Origin of the sequence: Lactobacillus gasseri ATCC 33323 = JCM 1131 (genome assembly GCF_000014425.1) — a bacterium.
Taxonomy (GTDB): domain Bacteria; phylum Bacillota; class Bacilli; order Lactobacillales; family Lactobacillaceae; genus Lactobacillus; species Lactobacillus gasseri.
This window is the reverse complement of record NC_008530.1, coordinates 137,317-154,805: the sequence shown is the minus strand read 5'-3', so window position 1 is coordinate 154,805 and position 17,489 is coordinate 137,317. Positions and strand designations below refer to the sequence as shown.

Annotated in this window: 18 protein-coding genes; 3 read left to right on the top strand and 15 right to left on the bottom strand. The window is 34.8% G+C overall.

Features of this window, described 5'->3' with window-relative positions; all coding sequences use genetic code 11:
- Positions 1-52: 52 nt before the first annotated feature.
- From nrdG to LGAS_RS00625, 13 genes are all read right to left on the bottom strand, one after another.
- Positions 53-766 (bottom strand): anaerobic ribonucleoside-triphosphate reductase activating protein, encoded by a 714-nt coding sequence (gene nrdG / locus LGAS_RS00680; RefSeq protein WP_003655599.1) that lies wholly within the window; start codon positions 764-766, stop codon positions 53-55.
- Positions 766-2,976, bottom strand: a complete 2,211-nt coding sequence (gene nrdD / locus LGAS_RS00675; RefSeq protein ID WP_025012191.1) for an anaerobic ribonucleoside-triphosphate reductase — start codon at positions 2,974-2,976, stop codon at positions 766-768. The genes nrdG and nrdD overlap by 1 nt, the downstream gene beginning before the upstream one ends.
- A gap of 227 nt (positions 2,977-3,203) precedes the next feature.
- Positions 3,204-3,593: a hypothetical protein gene (locus LGAS_RS00670; RefSeq protein ID WP_003647949.1), complete on the bottom strand. Its 390-nt coding sequence runs from the start codon at positions 3,591-3,593 to the stop codon at positions 3,204-3,206.
- 110 nt (positions 3,594-3,703) lie between these two features.
- Positions 3,704-5,035, bottom strand: coding sequence for a carboxylate--amine ligase (locus LGAS_RS00665; protein ID WP_003647950.1), 1,332 nt, complete (start codon positions 5,033-5,035; stop codon positions 3,704-3,706).
- A 29-nt stretch (positions 5,036-5,064) separates the two neighbouring features.
- Positions 5,065-7,014 carry an asparagine synthase (glutamine-hydrolyzing) gene (gene asnB / locus LGAS_RS00660; RefSeq protein ID WP_003647951.1) on the bottom strand — a complete coding sequence of 650 codons (1,950 nt, stop codon included), beginning with the start codon at positions 7,012-7,014 and terminating at the stop codon, positions 5,065-5,067.
- Between the two features lie 60 nt (positions 7,015-7,074).
- Positions 7,075-8,469 (bottom strand): metallophosphoesterase family protein, encoded by a 1,395-nt coding sequence (locus tag LGAS_RS00655; RefSeq protein WP_025012190.1) that lies wholly within the window; start codon positions 8,467-8,469, stop codon positions 7,075-7,077.
- 52 nt (positions 8,470-8,521) lie between these two features.
- Positions 8,522-9,004: a hypothetical protein gene (locus LGAS_RS00650; RefSeq protein ID WP_003651367.1), complete on the bottom strand. Its 483-nt coding sequence runs from the start codon at positions 9,002-9,004 to the stop codon at positions 8,522-8,524.
- A 152-nt stretch (positions 9,005-9,156) separates the two neighbouring features.
- Positions 9,157-9,969, bottom strand: a complete 813-nt coding sequence (gene phnE / locus LGAS_RS00645; RefSeq protein WP_003647954.1) for a phosphonate ABC transporter, permease protein PhnE — start codon at positions 9,967-9,969, stop codon at positions 9,157-9,159.
- On the bottom strand, positions 9,969-10,772 hold the full coding sequence (gene phnE, locus LGAS_RS00640; protein WP_003649608.1) for a phosphonate ABC transporter, permease protein PhnE: 804 nt from the start codon (positions 10,770-10,772) through the stop codon (positions 9,969-9,971). The genes phnE (LGAS_RS00645) and phnE (LGAS_RS00640) overlap by 1 nt, the downstream gene beginning before the upstream one ends.
- Entirely contained in the window at positions 10,765-11,550 is a 786-nt protein-coding gene (phnC, locus tag LGAS_RS00635; protein WP_003651369.1) for a phosphonate ABC transporter ATP-binding protein, read from the bottom strand. Before phnC ends, phnE (LGAS_RS00640) begins: the two co-directional genes overlap by 8 nt.
- A gap of 107 nt (positions 11,551-11,657) precedes the next feature.
- Positions 11,658-12,587, bottom strand: coding sequence for a phosphate/phosphite/phosphonate ABC transporter substrate-binding protein (locus LGAS_RS00630; RefSeq protein WP_003647956.1), 930 nt, complete (start codon positions 12,585-12,587; stop codon positions 11,658-11,660).
- 73 nt (positions 12,588-12,660) lie between these two features.
- Entirely contained in the window at positions 12,661-12,807 is a 147-nt protein-coding gene (locus LGAS_RS09615; protein ID WP_003647957.1) for a hypothetical protein, read from the bottom strand.
- A 183-nt stretch (positions 12,808-12,990) separates the two neighbouring features.
- On the bottom strand, positions 12,991-13,485 hold the full coding sequence (locus LGAS_RS00625; protein WP_003647958.1) for a universal stress protein: 495 nt from the start codon (positions 13,483-13,485) through the stop codon (positions 12,991-12,993).
- A 173-nt stretch (positions 13,486-13,658) separates the two neighbouring features.
- Here LGAS_RS00625 and LGAS_RS00620 point away from each other — a divergent pair, with 173 nt between their 5' ends.
- Together LGAS_RS00620 and LGAS_RS00615 are read left to right on the top strand one after the other, a co-directional pair.
- Positions 13,659-14,462: a tyrosine-protein phosphatase gene (locus tag LGAS_RS00620; protein ID WP_003647959.1), complete on the top strand. Its 804-nt coding sequence runs from the start codon at positions 13,659-13,661 to the stop codon at positions 14,460-14,462.
- Positions 14,463-14,470: 8 nt separating this feature from the next.
- The gene (locus tag LGAS_RS00615) at positions 14,471-15,196 is read left to right on the top strand and encodes a GntR family transcriptional regulator (RefSeq protein WP_003647960.1); all 726 of its coding nucleotides are present in this window, start codon (positions 14,471-14,473) and stop codon (positions 15,194-15,196) included.
- A 52-nt stretch (positions 15,197-15,248) separates the two neighbouring features.
- Here LGAS_RS00615 and LGAS_RS00610 read toward each other — a convergent pair whose 3' ends face one another.
- Positions 15,249-15,803, bottom strand: coding sequence for a PTS sugar transporter subunit IIA (locus LGAS_RS00610; protein ID WP_003651375.1), 555 nt, complete (start codon positions 15,801-15,803; stop codon positions 15,249-15,251).
- A gap of 84 nt (positions 15,804-15,887) precedes the next feature.
- Here LGAS_RS00610 and LGAS_RS00605 point away from each other — a divergent pair, with 84 nt between their 5' ends.
- Positions 15,888-16,364 (top strand): nucleoside 2-deoxyribosyltransferase, encoded by a 477-nt coding sequence (locus LGAS_RS00605; protein WP_003651377.1) that lies wholly within the window; start codon positions 15,888-15,890, stop codon positions 16,362-16,364.
- Between the two features lie 94 nt (positions 16,365-16,458).
- On the opposite strand, the gene LGAS_RS00600 is transcribed toward LGAS_RS00605, so the two are convergent.
- Positions 16,459-17,472: a lipocalin/fatty acid-binding family protein gene (locus tag LGAS_RS00600; protein ID WP_003651379.1), complete on the bottom strand. Its 1,014-nt coding sequence runs from the start codon at positions 17,470-17,472 to the stop codon at positions 16,459-16,461.
- Positions 17,473-17,489: the final 17 nt, after the last annotated feature.

Genomic DNA, 17,489 nt, shown 5'->3' with positions numbered 1-17,489 from the left:
TTTCACCTAAAAAAATAAGAGAAACGTTATCGTTTCCCTTATTCTATCAAACTTATCTAACTAGCTTGTCCCAAATAACGACTTTCTTAGCTTTAAGTGACTTTTGAACATCAATAATTCTTTGATTACTTGAACCACGGAACTGTAAAGTAAGATCCTTTAAGTCATCCATAAAGCGTCCATCAACCAGAATATCAATTTTTGAAAGCATTTCTTTCTTATCCGGAGTCTCTTTTTGGAGTTCATCCCAAGTATAACCTGACCAGGACCAAATATCCTTAGTATGCCCAAATTCTTTGCGGACGCGGTTAATTAATTTTAAGCAAACCCAAGTATTCAAAAATGGTTCTCCGCCCAATAAAGTCAATCCTTGCACATAAGATTGAGACATATCTTCAATAATTTTATCTTCTAACTCTTGTGTATAAGGACGCCCATAATTAAAGTTCTGCGCTGCCAAATTATAGCATCCAGGACAATCAAATAAACATCCACTTACATATAAACTGCATCTAACGCCTTCCCCATCAACAAAGTTAAATGGTTTATAGTCCGCAATTTTATGCTTAGAATATTCTTCCGATATCCATTCTTGTGGTTTAGGATTTTTAGGTTTCCTATGTTGCTGCTTTAATTTTTTAGCATGTTCAACTTGTGGCTTATATTGGTTAGAATCAACAAAAATTGTATCGCCGCCAACATTAACTTTAATTAAGTTACCTCGAACATCAGGACCTTCTTGACTGTTTTTATCTTTTTCTGGCATTAATATTCGTCATTCTTTCTAACTTCATCCTTAGCCATTTTTTCTTCCATTCCTAAGTTCAAGTGCTTTACACGATGAACAATTTCTTCGTGACGGCCATGAACCATCGGGCGCTTCAAAGGATTACCAAGATAACCACAAGTACGTTTTACACAGTCACAAGTTTCTGGGTCGTGGTTGCCGCATTGAGGACATTCAAATCCTTTAGCAGTTGCCTTAAATTCACCCTTAAAACCACACTTATAGCATTGATCAATTGGAGTGTTAGTTCCTAAGTATCCTACCTTGTCATAAGCCCAATCCCAAACAGCTTCTAAAGCCTTAGGATTTTGTTTAAGGTTTGGGTACTCACAATAGTGAATAAAACCACCAGCTGCATAAAATGGATATGGTGCTTCAAAGGCTAATTTTTCAAACGGGGTTGGGTGTTTTCTAACATCGTAGTGGAAGGAATTAGTGTAGTATTCCTTGTCAGTAATATCTTTCACTTTACCGAATTTCTTAGTATCTAAACGGCAAAATCTATCAGTTAAACTTTCACTTGGAGTTGAGTAAACACTGTAGTGGTAATGATTTGGATCTTCTTTTTCCCACTTAGCGCAATAGTCATGAAGTTCTTTAACAATATTAATTGTAAATTGATGAGCTTCTTCATTGTGTTCCCAGTTTGGTCCGTAAAAGACGGTACCAACTTCATATAAGCCGATGTAGCCTAAAGAAATAGTGCAACGACCATTTTTAAATAGGTCATTTACATTATCTTCTGCATTCAGACGTTTACCAAAAGCACCGTATTCGTAAAGAATTGGGGCATTGTCAGGAACAGCTTCAGTACAACGCTTAGCCTTAATTTGTAAAGCTTCATGTGCTGTTTGAACTTTTTCTCTAAAGATTTGCCAGAATAAATCTTTGTCGCCCTTTGATTCCATTGCGATTCTAGGTAAGTTCAAAGTAACAACACCTAAATTCATCCGGCCAGAATTTACTTCTTTACCAGTTTCTGGATCTTTCCAGCCCTGTAAAAATGAACGACAACCCATCGGAGCCTTAAATGAACCGGTGATTTTCTTAATCATGTCATAGCTAACAATATCTGGATACATCCGCTTAGTTGAACATTCTAAGGCTAATTCCTTAATATCGTAATTTGGATCGCCAGGATGTAAGTTAAGCCCCTTCTTTAAGGTGAAAACTAATTTAGGAAAGATAGCAGTTCTTTTATCTTTACCTAAACCCTCAATTCTAATCTTCAAGATAGCCTTTTGAATTTCACGTTCAATCCATGAAGTTCCTAGCCCAAAACCTAAGGTAGTAAATGGAGTTTGTCCCTGACTTGAAAGTAAAGTATTAATTTCGTATTCAAGAGCTTGCATAGCATCATAGATATCTTTCTTAGTTCTCTTGATTGCAAAAGCCTTGATCTTTTCTTCATCATCAAAGAATTCGCGTGCTTCATTAATATTCTTGTGGTAATTCTTTTCAGCATAAGGAGCTAAAACTTCATCAACTCTATCAGCTGAACAGCCACCATATTGACTGGAAGCTACATTAGCAATAATTTGCGACATTTGTGCCGTAGCAGTCTCAATTGAATGAGGTGATTCAATATTGGCATTTCCAATCGTAAAGCCATGACTAAGCATTTCTTTAAAATCAATCAAACAGCAGTTAGTTAAAGGACTAAGTGGAGTATAGTCTAAATCATGCCAATGAATATCACCACGTAAGTGCGCCTTAGCAATATGTTCAGGCATCATTGTCAATCCAATCGTCTTACCAACAACACCAGCAGTTAAATCACGCTGAGTTGAGAAAACGCGTGAGTCCTTATTGGCATTTTCATTAACAATCGTTGGATCATGGTGAACTAAACGATCCAGACGGTTGGTAGTTTCTGTTTGCTTTTCAAAATTGGCCTCATCTTCTCTACGGTAATCCACATAAGCATTGGCTTCATCATCAAATCCTAATTCCGTTAAAGTTTGGACAAAGGCATCTGCAATATCTTTCGTAGAAGTTTGTTTTACACCATTTAATTTCTTCAAAATAGAAGGTAAAATATCTGCTTCATGTTTCGTAAGATGCAAGTTGTCTAAGACCATTTCAATTTTGTAAAGAGCAAAAGGATAGATGCTACCATCTCTTTTAATGGCTGTTTCTGGAAGGGTCATTTGAGTAATTGATTTAATTTGAGCATCTTGTTGTAACATGGTCATTCTCTTCTTTCACAATATGTATGGTTATATTCTACCAAAAACTACATGATATTGTAGGTATTGACTTTTCAAAACATATATATTGTATTTAGCAAAATTCACGTCAGACAAGAAAGAAGAGAATTTTAAACTTTTTCTATAATCAGTAAAGTAGAAAATTATTAGCAAATAATAAGCCACAATTTATTGGAAAAAAAGAGCTGAATTTCAGCTCTCCTTTATCATCTAAGAAAATTAATCAAACCAGTAATTAAAATTACTGTGCTAATCAAATAAGTTTGCCAAACAGCAATGTTACTATCATCCTTACCTAATTTCTTCGCCATTTGGTGTCCACGACGATACATTAAAACTGCCACGACTACTAGAATAATTCCCAAAATTATGTAAAAAATTTTAGGAAGTGTTAATGAAGTATTCCCCATCATAAACATAGCTGACACGACAATTAATACCCCACTAAAAAACGTTCCAAAATAAATCACATAAGGTGCAGTTGGTATTTCTTTAGTTTTTTTATCCCATTTATAAAATCTAAAAGTACGGTACAGCTCAAAAAATCCTAGTAACATCGTTACTATGCATAGAGCCATTAATCCCCAGTCAATCATTCTATTTTCCTACTTTCTTCAAGTAGCTTTCCTATCATCTTTATTTTAATACTTTTAGATACAAAAATACCCTCTAAGCAATGTCATTCTACTTAGAGGGTATTTCTTAACTAAATTTCATTTTCATGGTTTTCTTGTTGACCATCACGAAGTGCTTGCTTTTTTAACTTCTTAGCTTCTTCTTCAAAGTATTGTCCCTTGTTTACTTCATAGTACTTCTTGTATCTAGCATAGTAGTTGTGGAACATATAACGCATTAATAACCAGCGTTTGAAGCTACGATCTTTATCGTAAAAGACAGTAGTACCATAATGACCTTCATCAATTAATTTTTCAGCTAAACGCTTTGAGCCATTTTCATAAGCATATTCCTTAAAGATTTTCTTAGGAACACCAAGCCAAAGCATGTAATTAGCGCCATCTTTATTACCATATACAGTTGGCTTATCTTTTAAATTATCTTCTACATAATCATCTATATACCACTTAGCTAAGTTATAGCCATTTAAAGTTACATAGAAACTTGAACGACCTTGACGCAAGTTAATTTCAAAGAACTTGTATTCTCCATCTCTCGGATCATACTTAATGTCAAAGTTAGCCATCCCTGTGTAGTTCAACTTCTCAAGGAATGATTGAACTGTATCATAAAGTTTTTGACTAAATGCTGGCAAAATTGCCATGTAGTTACCGATTGATTGTGGCGTAGGATCTTCAAGAAGTGGGTGACCTAAGCACATCATCTTAACCTTGTGATCCTTATCAACATAGGCGTTAAGAACACGCATGTTAGAATCATCACCTGGGATAAAGTCTTGCAAAATCAAGTCTTCAGTATAACCGTTAGTATAAATCTTGCCCACAATATCTACTAATTCAGTTTCGTCATGAATAGTAAATGCCTTTTTACGACCTTCAAATTGACAATTCAACCAAGAAACAGGATCTTCTGGTTTCAATTCAATTGGATAATCAAATGGTAAATCTAAGTAATTTTCGGCCTTGTAATCATCCATGGTCACAATCTTAGTATGTGGATATGGAAGACCATATTTTTCAGCAATTTCGTAGAATCCCTCTTTAGAAATTAACTTCTCTAGCAAGTCATAGTCAATATAAGGAACAACGAAAGTATCCTTTAATTCATCCTTGTGTTTAGCAAGTAATTCAGCATAACCATCCCCACAAGCAATTAAAATAACTGGTTCTGGGTGATTCTTGTATTCTTCAATCTTTTGCTTCATCACGTTCATAAAGCCTGGATCTTCTTCAAAGCCTTCATGAACTTCTACGTCAACAATTTTAGAGTAACGCGTTGCTGCTAATTGGCTAGCTGCCCATGCTTGAACTTTGATCCCATAGGCTTCATTGAATGAACGTGCCATTCCATAAACATTGATGTCGCTACCTAATAAAATAGGAGTAAATTTTGCTTGTACCATTTCGTATCCGTACTTCTCTCTAACTTTAATTAAACAAGTCTGCCACTTTCGATTAATTCTGCCACTTCTGGTTGAACATGTTGATACTTTTTAACAGTTTCATCATAGTCAACAAAGAATAATTTGTACCATACTAAGAAAGTATAAATTGCCCAAATTTGACGACGAGCTGATCCATCGCCTTTATAATTATCATCAAGTAACTTAACAATCTTCTTCTGGTCAAAAATATCATTTACAAAGTCTTCAGTAAACAATTCTCTAACTTGCTTGTAGAATCTAGGTTCCTTAAGCCATTGCTTGATTGGAGTTGGAAAACCAAGTTTAGGTCTTTGTGCCCATTCTTCTGGCAAGACTTTTTCAGAGGCCTTACGAAGAGCATATTTAGTATCATGACGGTTAACTAAATACTTAGTTGGAATTGAATTAGCAAGTTCGGCAATCTTCTTATCAAGATATGGTACACGTAATTCTAATGAGTGAGCCATTGAGATCTTATCTGCCTTTTGTTCAATATCATTAAGCATAAAGTGGTGAAGATCAATATATTGCATTTGCTTAACTTCATCAATATTCTTAACTTTCTTGAAATCTTCTTGATAAATGCCATTAACAGTCAAATCGTTCTTGTACTTATCACGTAAGATATTATTAGCATCTTTAGAAGTAAAGATAGTTGGATAATCCATGTCATAAATTACGGATTGACCAACGTAAAACTCGCTTGGTTCTGCCAGGTTAGTGTACATATGTACTTTACCTGGAAAGTTAGGCATTTTCTTGATCTTATGAGCTAAACGTACACGGCTCTTCTTAGGTAATTTCTTCAAGCCAGCAGTAAAGACCTTAATTACGTCGTTATGCGTATGCATTCCATAGTTTACATAGCCGGCAAATAATTCATCAGCACCTTCACCAGAAAGAGCAACAGTAACATGTTTTCTAGCTAATTTACACAAGTACCATAATGGAATAATTGATGGGTTAGCATCTGGTTCATCCATGTGATATTGCATTTCTGGGAAGTCGCGCATGGCTTCATCTGCATCAACCTTATCAGCGAAAAACTTCCAGCCATGTAAATCAGAAAGTGCCTTAGCCTTTGATGCTTCATTATAAGTTGAATCATCAAAAGAAACTGAAAAGACATCTTCAGGATCAAGTAAGCTAGTTAAATAAGAAGAATCAATACCTTCAGATAAGAAAGCACCAACTGGAACGTCAGCGTTTCTGTATAAGTCAACAGTTTCCTTTAAATCTTCGTTGATCTTATCTAAAGTTTCTTCAAAACTTAAGCTATTTTCAACATACTTAGCATCCCAGTATTGATGAGTCTTCATCTTACCATCTTTATATTCAAACCAGTGACCTGCTGGGAAACGGTAAACACCCTTAAAGAAAGTTTCCTTTAAGTCATTATATTGATTCATCAAGTATGGTTTAACTGCTTCAGTATTTAGTTCCTTCTTAAAACCAGGATAAGCTAAGAAACTCTTTAATTCACTACCAACGATCAACTTACCATTTTGGTCTGAATAATACATTGGCTTAATTCCAAAGAAGTCACGTGCACCATATAAAGTCTTAGTATTGTCATCCCAAATTACAAAGGCAAACATACCGCGAACGCGCTTCAATAAGCCGTCCATTCCCCATTCTTCATAGCCATGAAGTAGAACTTCAGTATCAGCCTTAGTAGTAAAAGTATGGCCAGCATCAATTAATTCTTTTCTTAATGGCTTAAAGTTATAAATTTCACCATTAAAAATAATTGCTCTACTTTTATCTTCATTAAAAATAGGTTGACTTCCGCCACGCAGATCAATGATTGACAAACGCCTAAAGCCTAAAGCCACCTGATCATTAGTATATTTTCCATCTGAAGATGGCCCACGGTGCTTGATCGTGTCCATCATTCCTTGAATAGCACAGTCTTTATCCTTCAATTCAGGATCGAAAAACGCACAAATTCCACACATAAGTAACTTTCACCTCAAAATAAACAGTAGTCTTATTATAAGCTATTTACATTTCAAAAACTAAATTCGATAGAATCTTCTCTTAGAAGCTGCACCATAACCAAATACTTGTAGTAAATGCCTTTTAATATCAACATTTACAATGTAGCCTGCTGCTTCATTAGCATGATCCATCTGTCTATTCCAGCGCTTATTATATTGCGTAGTAAGCGCGTGGTTTGGACCCATAAGGGCCGAGCAATTAAAAAATATATATTGGATACCATTAATCCGATATTGGTCCTCAGTATGACGGTGTCCACAGAAATATGCAACTATTTTTGCATTCTTAATTTTCGTAAAATCAAAGCTATTAGCTAAGGTAAATTCAGGAGGAACGTCTCTAGAATTAAGGTAGCCTTTTTCATGTTGATTAAAAGCAACCATCAACTCATGTAACGAACGACCATTGAATTTTAGGGCATTGGTTCCCTTGCGAGTAATGGGGTTAGCATGACTCATAAAAATAATTGTTTTACCATTTGAATTCTCAAGAATTTCGATAATTTCTTGCATCTGGTCTTCACGAATAGCTAAAGAAAGCTTCGTATCATACTTTTTCTTTCCCTGCTCGTCTAATTCATACGGTAAGTCAGAAGTATTAACGGTAATAATTCTGACGTCATCTTTATCAAAATATGCAACACCATGTTTACGCGTGATGTAATGAATGCCATCCTGTGCATACATGCTTGGCCACATAATATCTTCGAATTCATTTTCAGGAAAACTAGCCCTTAAATCATGATGTTCATCAAACTTATCATTTTCATCATGATTTCCCTTAATCACAGCAAAATTAGTCTTTTTAGAACGAAATGTTCGAGATAAAGAAATTAACTCGGCCTCACCTACTAAGCCTGGATCAGACCCGTCCATCCAATCACCTAAATGTGCTTTTAAGTCTAGAATGTCTTTGTCTTCAAGATAATTAAATTCCTTAACATGCCTTAAACCGTTATGGCCATAGAAGTCTACACTATCAGCATCTTTATAATGAGTATCAGTTATAACGCCAATATTAATCGAATTATAGCCCTTTCTACTATGCTTTTTTACATAGTCGACTAATTGATCTAACTGATCTTCAACAATATAACGACGCCCAGTACGCTTATTAACAAAGGCAGTATACCGATTTAACCTTTTATCAAACTTTCTGACATAAGCTGGTGCTAGATCAGACGCATTAACTGAACGTAAAGCTTGATGTAAGACATTATCAGTATCTTTATAAACAATAAGCTTATATTCTTCGCCATGTGGCGTGCCTTCTGGCGCTCCAACGTTATACTCACCGACAGTCATGTATTTTTGCATTCCGTCAAATGGAACATTATTTTTCTTTCGCATCATCTTCCGAGTCATCCCGGAAAACTTATCAATCATACCCTTGGTTTTGTTGATAATTTTCATGATACTCTTCCCCACTCATCACACAAAAAAAGGCCTTTAATTGGCCTTGGGGTTAATTTTTTGCCAAAGCAGCTGCGGCAAGACCCAATGATAAAACCGCATCTTTAGACAAAACCTTTTTTAAGTCATCTGGAGCAATTGCTCTGACAGCACCAATAACTTTCAAACTATATAAAAGCACATGTAAGTCAGTAGCACGATCATAGCTACCATCTTGCAGTGGATCTTCATGATTATAGGTTAGATTAATTTCATCCTTATCAACATAGCCATCTACATGATTAGTCAAAATGCGATCGCTTAATTCACTTAGTGGTTGATCTAAATGAAGTAGAGTTAATTTACCATCAGATTCACTGTTGTAGTATTCATCTTGAGTCATATCAAAGTATTCTTCGATTGGCTTATCAAGAATGCCTAGACTATTAATTTCATTATAAATTCTTTTGGTATTCAGGTCTTGTTGACCGTTGATAATTTTTTCTTGTGATAAAGCAATATCATCAGCCAATGTCATGGTAGTTAAATTATCCATCATTGTCCTCCTTGAAATACAACTTCCATTATAACAAAAAAGTTCTTTTTTTCCTTTACTTATCATTATTATAGGTAGATATTACAAAAAAATTTAGAATTTGACAAAAATAAAAACGAGCAGATAAAAATTCCACTCGTTTAAATAATAAATTAGACTAATTTCTTTCGAATCCAACCAGAAATCCAGTCAATAATGACCACCATGACAATAATACCAACTAAGATAACACCTACACGGTTCCATTGACGATATTGCAAGGCAATAATTAATGGATAACCAATACCACCAGCACCAACTAAACCTAGAATAGATGCCGAACGAATTGAAACGTCAAAACGGTACAAAGTATTAGAAATTAAAGCTGGCATTAAGTTTGGCATTGTTGCAAACATAATAATGTTAAACTTAGATCCACCAGCTGCTGTAACAGCTTCATTAGCTCCTTCTTCAAGGTTCTCAATTGCTTCAGAGAACAATTTAGCAAGCATCCCCACGGAGTGAAAACCTAAAGCTAAAACACCGGCTGCCGAACCAGGTCCAACAGCTTTAATAAACATCAAAGCCAAAACAATTTCTGGGAAAGAACGTATAATTGCTAAAACAATTTTTCCAGAACGAGAAGTATACCATTTTTTGTGGCGCGTGTTAGCTGCCCAGAAAGCAAAAGGTAATGAGATAACTGCAGAAATAAAAGTACCCAAGAAAGCAATACAGATTGTTTCCCATAATTGAGAAATTAGATCTTCGCCGCTTCCGTTATATACATAAGACCAATCTGGATGGAAAATACCAGCCAAAATAGCACCGGCAATTTGACCAGCGGTAGCTTTTATTCCACCAAAGTTCATTCCTACAAATGACCAAATAATTAAAGCTACAGTAACAATTGCAATTACCCAATGCTTAATTTTTTTCTTAGTGTCAATTGGTTTAGGAGGTAGTTTTTTCATTGTAGTATCCATTATTTCATCAACGCCTCCCGAGATTTAGTAGAAACATAGTCGATAAGAACTACGACGACGATAATAATTAAAATAATTAGACCAGTTTTAGCATAGTCAAAGACTTGTAGAGTTTGTTGCAAGTAAAGACCAATACCACCAGCACCGATATATCCAAGAACTGTTGAAGCTCTGACATTGATTTCAAACGCATATAAAACATAAGAAATAAAGTAAGTAATAATTTGCGGCATCACAGCAAAGTGGATAATTTGAAGCTTGTTTGCACCAACAGCAGTTAAAGCTTCAATTGGACCTGGATCAATGGTTTCAATGGCCTCATAGAACAATTTAACAACTACCCCAAAAGTAAATACTGATAAGGCTAAAACACCGGCAACTGGACCGATACCAACAATTGCAACAAAAATTGCACCCAAAAGTAAATCTGGAATAGTTCTAACAATGTTCATGATCACTCTTAAAATACCTGTAACTGCTTTATTTTTAACAATATTTCTCGCAATTAAAAGTGAATATACAAATGCAATAGCTGAACCAATCACAGTTCCTAAGATAGCCATTTTAATTGTTTCAATTAAAAGCGGAACTGCTGTAGCAGCGTATCCCCAGTCTGGGTGGCACATTTGTACAAAAATATCGGTAAATTGGCTAAAGTTGTTAAACAAAACACTAATGTGCGTATTGGTTACATTTACCGAAAGAAAGAGACCTAAAACCATAATTACGACCCACACAAGGTTCATAATCTTAAATTTCTTTTTAGGTAATTCAGCTAAATGCTGTTCCTTAGATTTAGGCATCTTCTTCCCCTTTCTTGCCGTTTCCGCCATTGTAGATATCGTCAAACACGGCTTGAGAAGTTTCACTCATCTTGCCATCATAAACGATTTGACCGGCACGGACACCGATTACTCGATCTCCAAATTCTTTAGCAAGTTCAACACTGTGAAGATTAGCAACAACTGTCATACCATATTCTTCATTAAGCATCTTCAAGTCATGCATAACTCGACGTGAAGTTTGAGGATCAAGAGAAGCTGTTGGTTCATCAGCTAAAATAATTTTAGGATTTTGAGTAAGTACACGAGCAATAGCAACACGCTGTTGTTGTCCACCAGAAAGTTGGTCTGCACGAGTATAAACTTTATCTGCTAAATCAACTCGTTGCAATGCTTCATATGCTTTTTGTTTATCTTCTTTAGTAAATAAGTTAAAAGTTGTCTTCCAAGTTGGATAATATGCAACTCGACCAGTTAAAACATTTCGCAAAACGCTTGAACGTTTAACCAAGTTAAAGCTCTGGAAAATCATACCGATATCACGACGAATTTCGCGCAAGTCTTTTCCTTTAGCAGACGTAATTGATTTGCCATCAATTAAGATATCTCCTTTAGAAACATCTTGTAGACGGTTAATAGAGCGAAGCAATGTTGATTTACCTGCACCAGATAAACCTACCACTACTACAAATTCTCCCTTATCAATATTTAAGTTAATATCTTTTAAACCAACTGTTCCGTTATCATAAATTTTGCTAACGTCTTTAAGTTGAATCATTGGCTGATTAGTAGCTGCCATTTAATCTAAATTTCTCCTTAACATATTTATATTGTTTACAGTGCATAAAAAGATAATCATCTTTTGGAGACAATTATCTTTTTACTAACTAAGCTATATTTAATTGACTATTTCTTGTCCTTGGCAATAATCTTGTCATATTTACGAACAATATCGAAGTTACTGTCCTTAGACTTAGTGTAGCCTTCGTGACTGTAAACAGATTCGATAATCTTCTTACCTTCTTTAGATTGACCAACTTCAATAAATGCCTTTGCAAGTTTCTTTTGGAATGACTTAGACATATCGCTTCTAATAGAAATAGTATCGTTAGGAATTGGCTTAGTGAAGTAAATTGGAACAACTTGGTCCATAATCTTAGGGTTATCTTTTTTAACGATGTTACGAGCATCTTCAAAAACAAATGCTGCGTCAGTATCGCCATTTAATACGTTAAGAACTGCTTGGTCGTGTCCAGTAACAGTAACTAACTTACAATCCTTTGGAACGTTTAACCCTTTTTCTTCAAGTTCAGCAACTGGGAAAACATATCCTGCTGAAGAAGTTGGGTTTTGAACTGAAATACTCTTACCTTTTAAATCTTTCCAAGACTTAATCTTAGAACCCTTCTTAACAAGAATTTCGGCTCTGTAAGAGTTAACTAAGTTCTTAGTAGCTTGACCACCTGGTTGTTTTACACCGTAGCGTTGTGCTTGAAGTAAAACATTAGCTGCTCCTTGCTTGTGAGCTAATACATAACCATCTGGTGGCAAGAAACCAACATCAACCTTTTTAGATTTCATTGCTTCAACAACAGTATTGTAGTCAGTTGACATTGAAACATGAACTGGAATGCCAAGTTTCTTTGAAAGCATCTTTTCTAAAGGCTTAGCACGAGCTTCAAGCTTATTAGCAGCTTGACTAGGTACAAACTGAATAGTTAATGACTTAGGTGTATAACCATCTTTTGAACCATTTGACTTGTTAGAACAAGCAGTTGCAACAACAGCAAGTAAAATTGCAAAAAGGCCAACCAAGACTTTTTTGAACTTTTTCATCGTTTCCTCCTAATGAAACACATTAAATGACAAATACAAAAAAAGACTCAATATGATAAGCTGACAAAAACAGCTAATCACATCGAGTCCTAAAAGTCGCTAAAAAACCAACGAAAGCGCCAACATCAATGAAGACTGATTCCCAGAAAGAATCAGCCCAAGAACGAGCCACTGAATCTTGGTTACGTTTTATAATGTTGTAATCGAAATTCACCATCATCGCTCTTCCTTCCCCTAGTATTTAACGTTCGTTCTTATGTATCATACCAAAAATATTCGTACTTGGGTACTATTATTTTAATGAAAGCGCTAGTAAGTTTTAATTAATTGAATTGGATCGATCCACTTTACAAAAAGCCACTCTATTAATAAATATATAGAGTGGCTTTTTAATGTTCGCTTTTTAGAAAAGTTTTTTCTTAGGTTTGGCAACTTTTTTATTATCAATATCAGTCTTAATAATTAAAACATCAGATAATGCATGTTGGTTAACGTAAGCAGTAACGCTTCCCATTAACATTCTTTCAACTGCGTTCATACCAGTTGCACCCATAATAATTAAGTCATTGTGGTGGTCCTTAATGAAATCAACCGCAATGATTCTCTTAGGTGAACCATAACGAATGTGATAAGAAACATCGGTAAAATCAAAGTGTTCCTTAGCCCATTCTTTTAAGCTCTTAAGATACTCCTCAGAATCTTGGGTCATTTGATAAATAGTATCTCCGGAAATCAAAGTATCTTGCATTTCCCCCATGAATTGACGAGTATCGATAACGTTTAATACATCTAAGTGAGCGTTATTATCAAGGGCAATCTTTACTGCCTTATCAAATGCACGCTCTGCTGTTTCAGATCCATCAACAGGAACTAAAATGTTGTCATAATCTTTTACCATAAGTAATCATCTCCAAATGGAATTCGCATCTTTACATTGTAATTTTACCATTAATTATAACAATTAATAAATTTGTTTTCTTTTTATAGATCTAATAAATCTAAAATATTTATGAAAAAATATGTTAAAGTAATAATACTGTATTTAAATAACTTTAGTGAGGAAAAATATTAATGAGCGAAAATTATGAGACAAAATTAATTGGCATCCAAAATGGTCGCAATTTCCGCGAACTTGGGGGCTATAAAACCGTATCTGGTCAAACCATCAAATATAATAAACTGCTTAGAACCGGAAATTTAGCTGATCTTTCTTCATCAGACTTAGATTTACTGCAAAAACACGGTGTAAAATACGACGTTGACTTTAGAACCGAAAAAGAAAAGACCGAGCATCCTGATCGTGTACCTGAAGGTGCAAAATATATTTTCGATCCAGTTTTTAGTGACGACTTAACTAACGCTTCTAAAGGGATTTTTGCTTTAGAAGAAAACGCTGAAAAAGATCCTGAATTTGGCTTTAAGCATATGTTCTTTGCTTATGAAGATATGATTAATGGACAAACAGCTCAAAAAGCCTATCGTAAGTTTTTTGATCTTTTACTTGCTAACGATCAAGAGAAAAATGCCCTGCTCTTCCACTGTACCGCAGGAAAAGACAGAACCGGATTTGGTGCATTGCTAGTTTTATCAGCATTAGGTGTACCTTTTACTACTATCAAATATGACTATACTCTAACAAATGTTACTACTAAGAGCTTCGTTGATGGGATGCTTAAGCAAGCTGCCGCTGATGGCTCTAGCAAGCGCGTCTTGCAATCTATTAAGGACATTCAGTCAGTCTATCCAGAATACTTAGATCACGCCATACACGTTCTAAACCAGCAATACGGCGGAATTAATGAATACCTTCGTTCTACCATGAAGCTCTCAAGCCGTGATATCATGGATCTTAGGAGAATCTATCTTAAGGATTGATACATATTATGGATATTCCAAAATATTTACAAATTGAAAATGAGTTAAAAAAAGAAATCATCTCCGGTAAATTTAAATACGGAGATAAATTCTATAGTGAAGCTCAATTAAAAGATAAATTTAATGTTTCTTCGATTACTGTTATCAGATCTGTCAAAGACCTAGTTAAGGCGGGCTATTTGGTTCGTCACCAAGGAAAAGGCACGTTTATTTCACGTTCAAGAAAGGACAAGTTAGTTCGTCTAAGTGATAATGAGGTCTTCTCTGACAACCAACAAGAAGATAGAGTTGAAGTATTAAAACTTCAAGAAAATAATAAACCAGACATACTTGAAAGGCTTGGTTTACCAAAATATGATAGTTATTACTATATTGAACGTTTACGTTTAATTGGCGATAAGCCTTTCATGTTACACCGTTCATTTATCCCAGCCAAATTCATCAATAGAAATTTGGCTAAAGATCCAAATAACTACCACAGCATATATGAGACTTTACAAAAAGATAAGCAATTATATCTATTTGATGAGCCATTTACAGAAACGGATACAATCATACAAGCAGACGATAAAATCAGTCAACGACTAAATATTGCTAAAGACTATCCAGTTGTACGCCAAGTTAAGAAGACTATCTTAAGTGCAACAGGTGAAGTTGTTGAATTAGTAATCGGATATAAACGCTGCGACTACTTCTCACTTTCGTTTTCAAGTACTGATTATCCGGAAGTTTAATAATTTAATCTGGAGACAAAAAGAAGCTGCGATGCAGCTTCTTTTTTCTATCTTAATTTTCAAAATTATTTTCTAAGAAATCATAAATTTCTTCATTTGAATCTGAATTAAATAATTCATTTAAATCATCAACTGAAGTTCCAGCAAGAAAATCCATAATTTTAGCCAAAATAGTTGAATGCATATCTGGATCATTATTCAAAATTAAAAATAAAAATTTAACCTTTAACTTTTCAGTAGGGTTAACCATGTTGTTAAAAGTTGCAGAATTTCTAAGCGCAATTGGCACAATCAATTGCGTACTTACATAATTACCCTCAGTATGAGGTACGGCAACATCAGGCAATTTTCGGGATAAAGGTCTCATAGAAATTCCAGTTGGATATTTATCTTCACGTTCAATAATATCGCCTAAAAAATCTTCTTTAACATAGCCTAAGTCATATAATTTTTGAGAAACGGTCTTGAAGATCTCATTTCGATCAGTTAAATCTGTTACAAAGACAGCTTCTGGATCGAAAAGATTTTTTTTAGTATTCGTAGTAGGTTCCGCCTTTCCTAAGCAAAAATTTCTAGTTTCATTATATAAAACCGATTTCAAAAACACAAAAGTGGGTGTTCCTTTTGTTCAAATTTTGTTAAAGTTAGTTAATGTAAAAATATTCCACCGATAAGAAAGAAAGGTTTTTCCATGACAAAACAAAAGACAGTTTACTTTGGTGCTGGTTGGTTTACTGAAACACAAAACAAGGCTTACAAAGATGCAATGAGCGCTTTAAATGCTAACCCAACTATTGATTTAGAAAACAGCTATGTTCCACTTCAAAATCAATACAAAGACATTCGTGTTGATGAACACCCTGAATATTTACACGACAAAGAATGGGCTCAAGCAACTTATAGCGGTGACTTAGTTGGAATTAGGACTAGCGATGTTATGCTTGGCGTTTATGTTCCTAAGGAAGAGGACGTTGGCTTAGGAATGGAATTAGGATACGCTATGTCTCAAGGTAAATACGTTTTACTTGTAATTCCTGATGACTTATACGGTGAATCAATCAATTTGATGAGCTGGGGCGTTGCCGACAACGTAATCAAGATGAGTGAATTAGCAACATTTGATTTCAACCGTCCAAGATACAACTTCTACGATGGTGCTGTATATTAATTAGATAAAAATAAGCTGGTAGAAAAAATCTACCAGCTTATTTATTTGTACATAAATTACTATCCAAAGAACTCTTCCTAATTTTATTTATTGGTTAATTTTCATCATTTGTTGTAGCGCTATCAGAATCGTCGTTATTTTCTAGGCTAATATCTTCTCGATAATGAAGATCACTAAATTTTTCTTTTGCATATTTTTCGGCATCTGTCTTATTTTTCCAGCCAATGCCATCTACCCAAGCCTCAGCACCGCCACCTATTACTAAAACTTTTTGTCCATGTTCTGTAGCTAAATTATAATATTCTCCAGCTCCAGCACCTTGTAGCCAACCACGAACGTTAATCTTACTTTCACCATTTTCAGATAAAACAACTACTCTTGCCCAATCCTTCGTCATATCTTGGTAAGATGGATGTTCCTGAACATAGCTGGTAAAATCAAAGTTCTTACTCATTTTATGCAATTTTTCTACAAATCCCTCACCAGTAATGGTATTTTTATCAATTATCAGTTTACTTACACTTCCGTCGCTTTCATTTGCTAAATACCATGTACCACGTAGTTCATTTGGCATATCAAATAATCCTTCATCACCTGGAATACTATTTGTAGACTTAGAATTTTTTACATCACCGTTAGCCTTACTTGAAGTTGAATTTCCTACTTTTCTATTTGAAAGGAAGTCATCCAAATTAAGTTTATTCTTTGTTTTATTAAAAGTTTCCGTATTCCAGTCGCCATCTCCTGATATAACCAAAGTGCTGCCAGTAAGCTTAGCAGTTAAAGCACTGCTTACATCACTGTCATTAAGTCTAATTATATAAGTATTTTTGCCAGTTTTCTTCCAAGTTAACTGATCGTCAGTATCTGAATTTTTAGGATCAGCATATACATATCTTCCAGTATGATCAGAATTAAATGCAATTGCCGCCCCATCAGCATCATCACGATAACTTCCTATGATACTTATGTTTTTATTTGCTTTAGTTTTTTTAATAATTCTAGCTTGTTCATTACTGCCTTTTTCTTGCTTAATCTGGCTTTGACATCCAGCCATAGTTAAAACCAAAAATCCTACTAGTAAGAAAATAAATACTCTATTTTTCATTTTTATCTCCAAGTTTT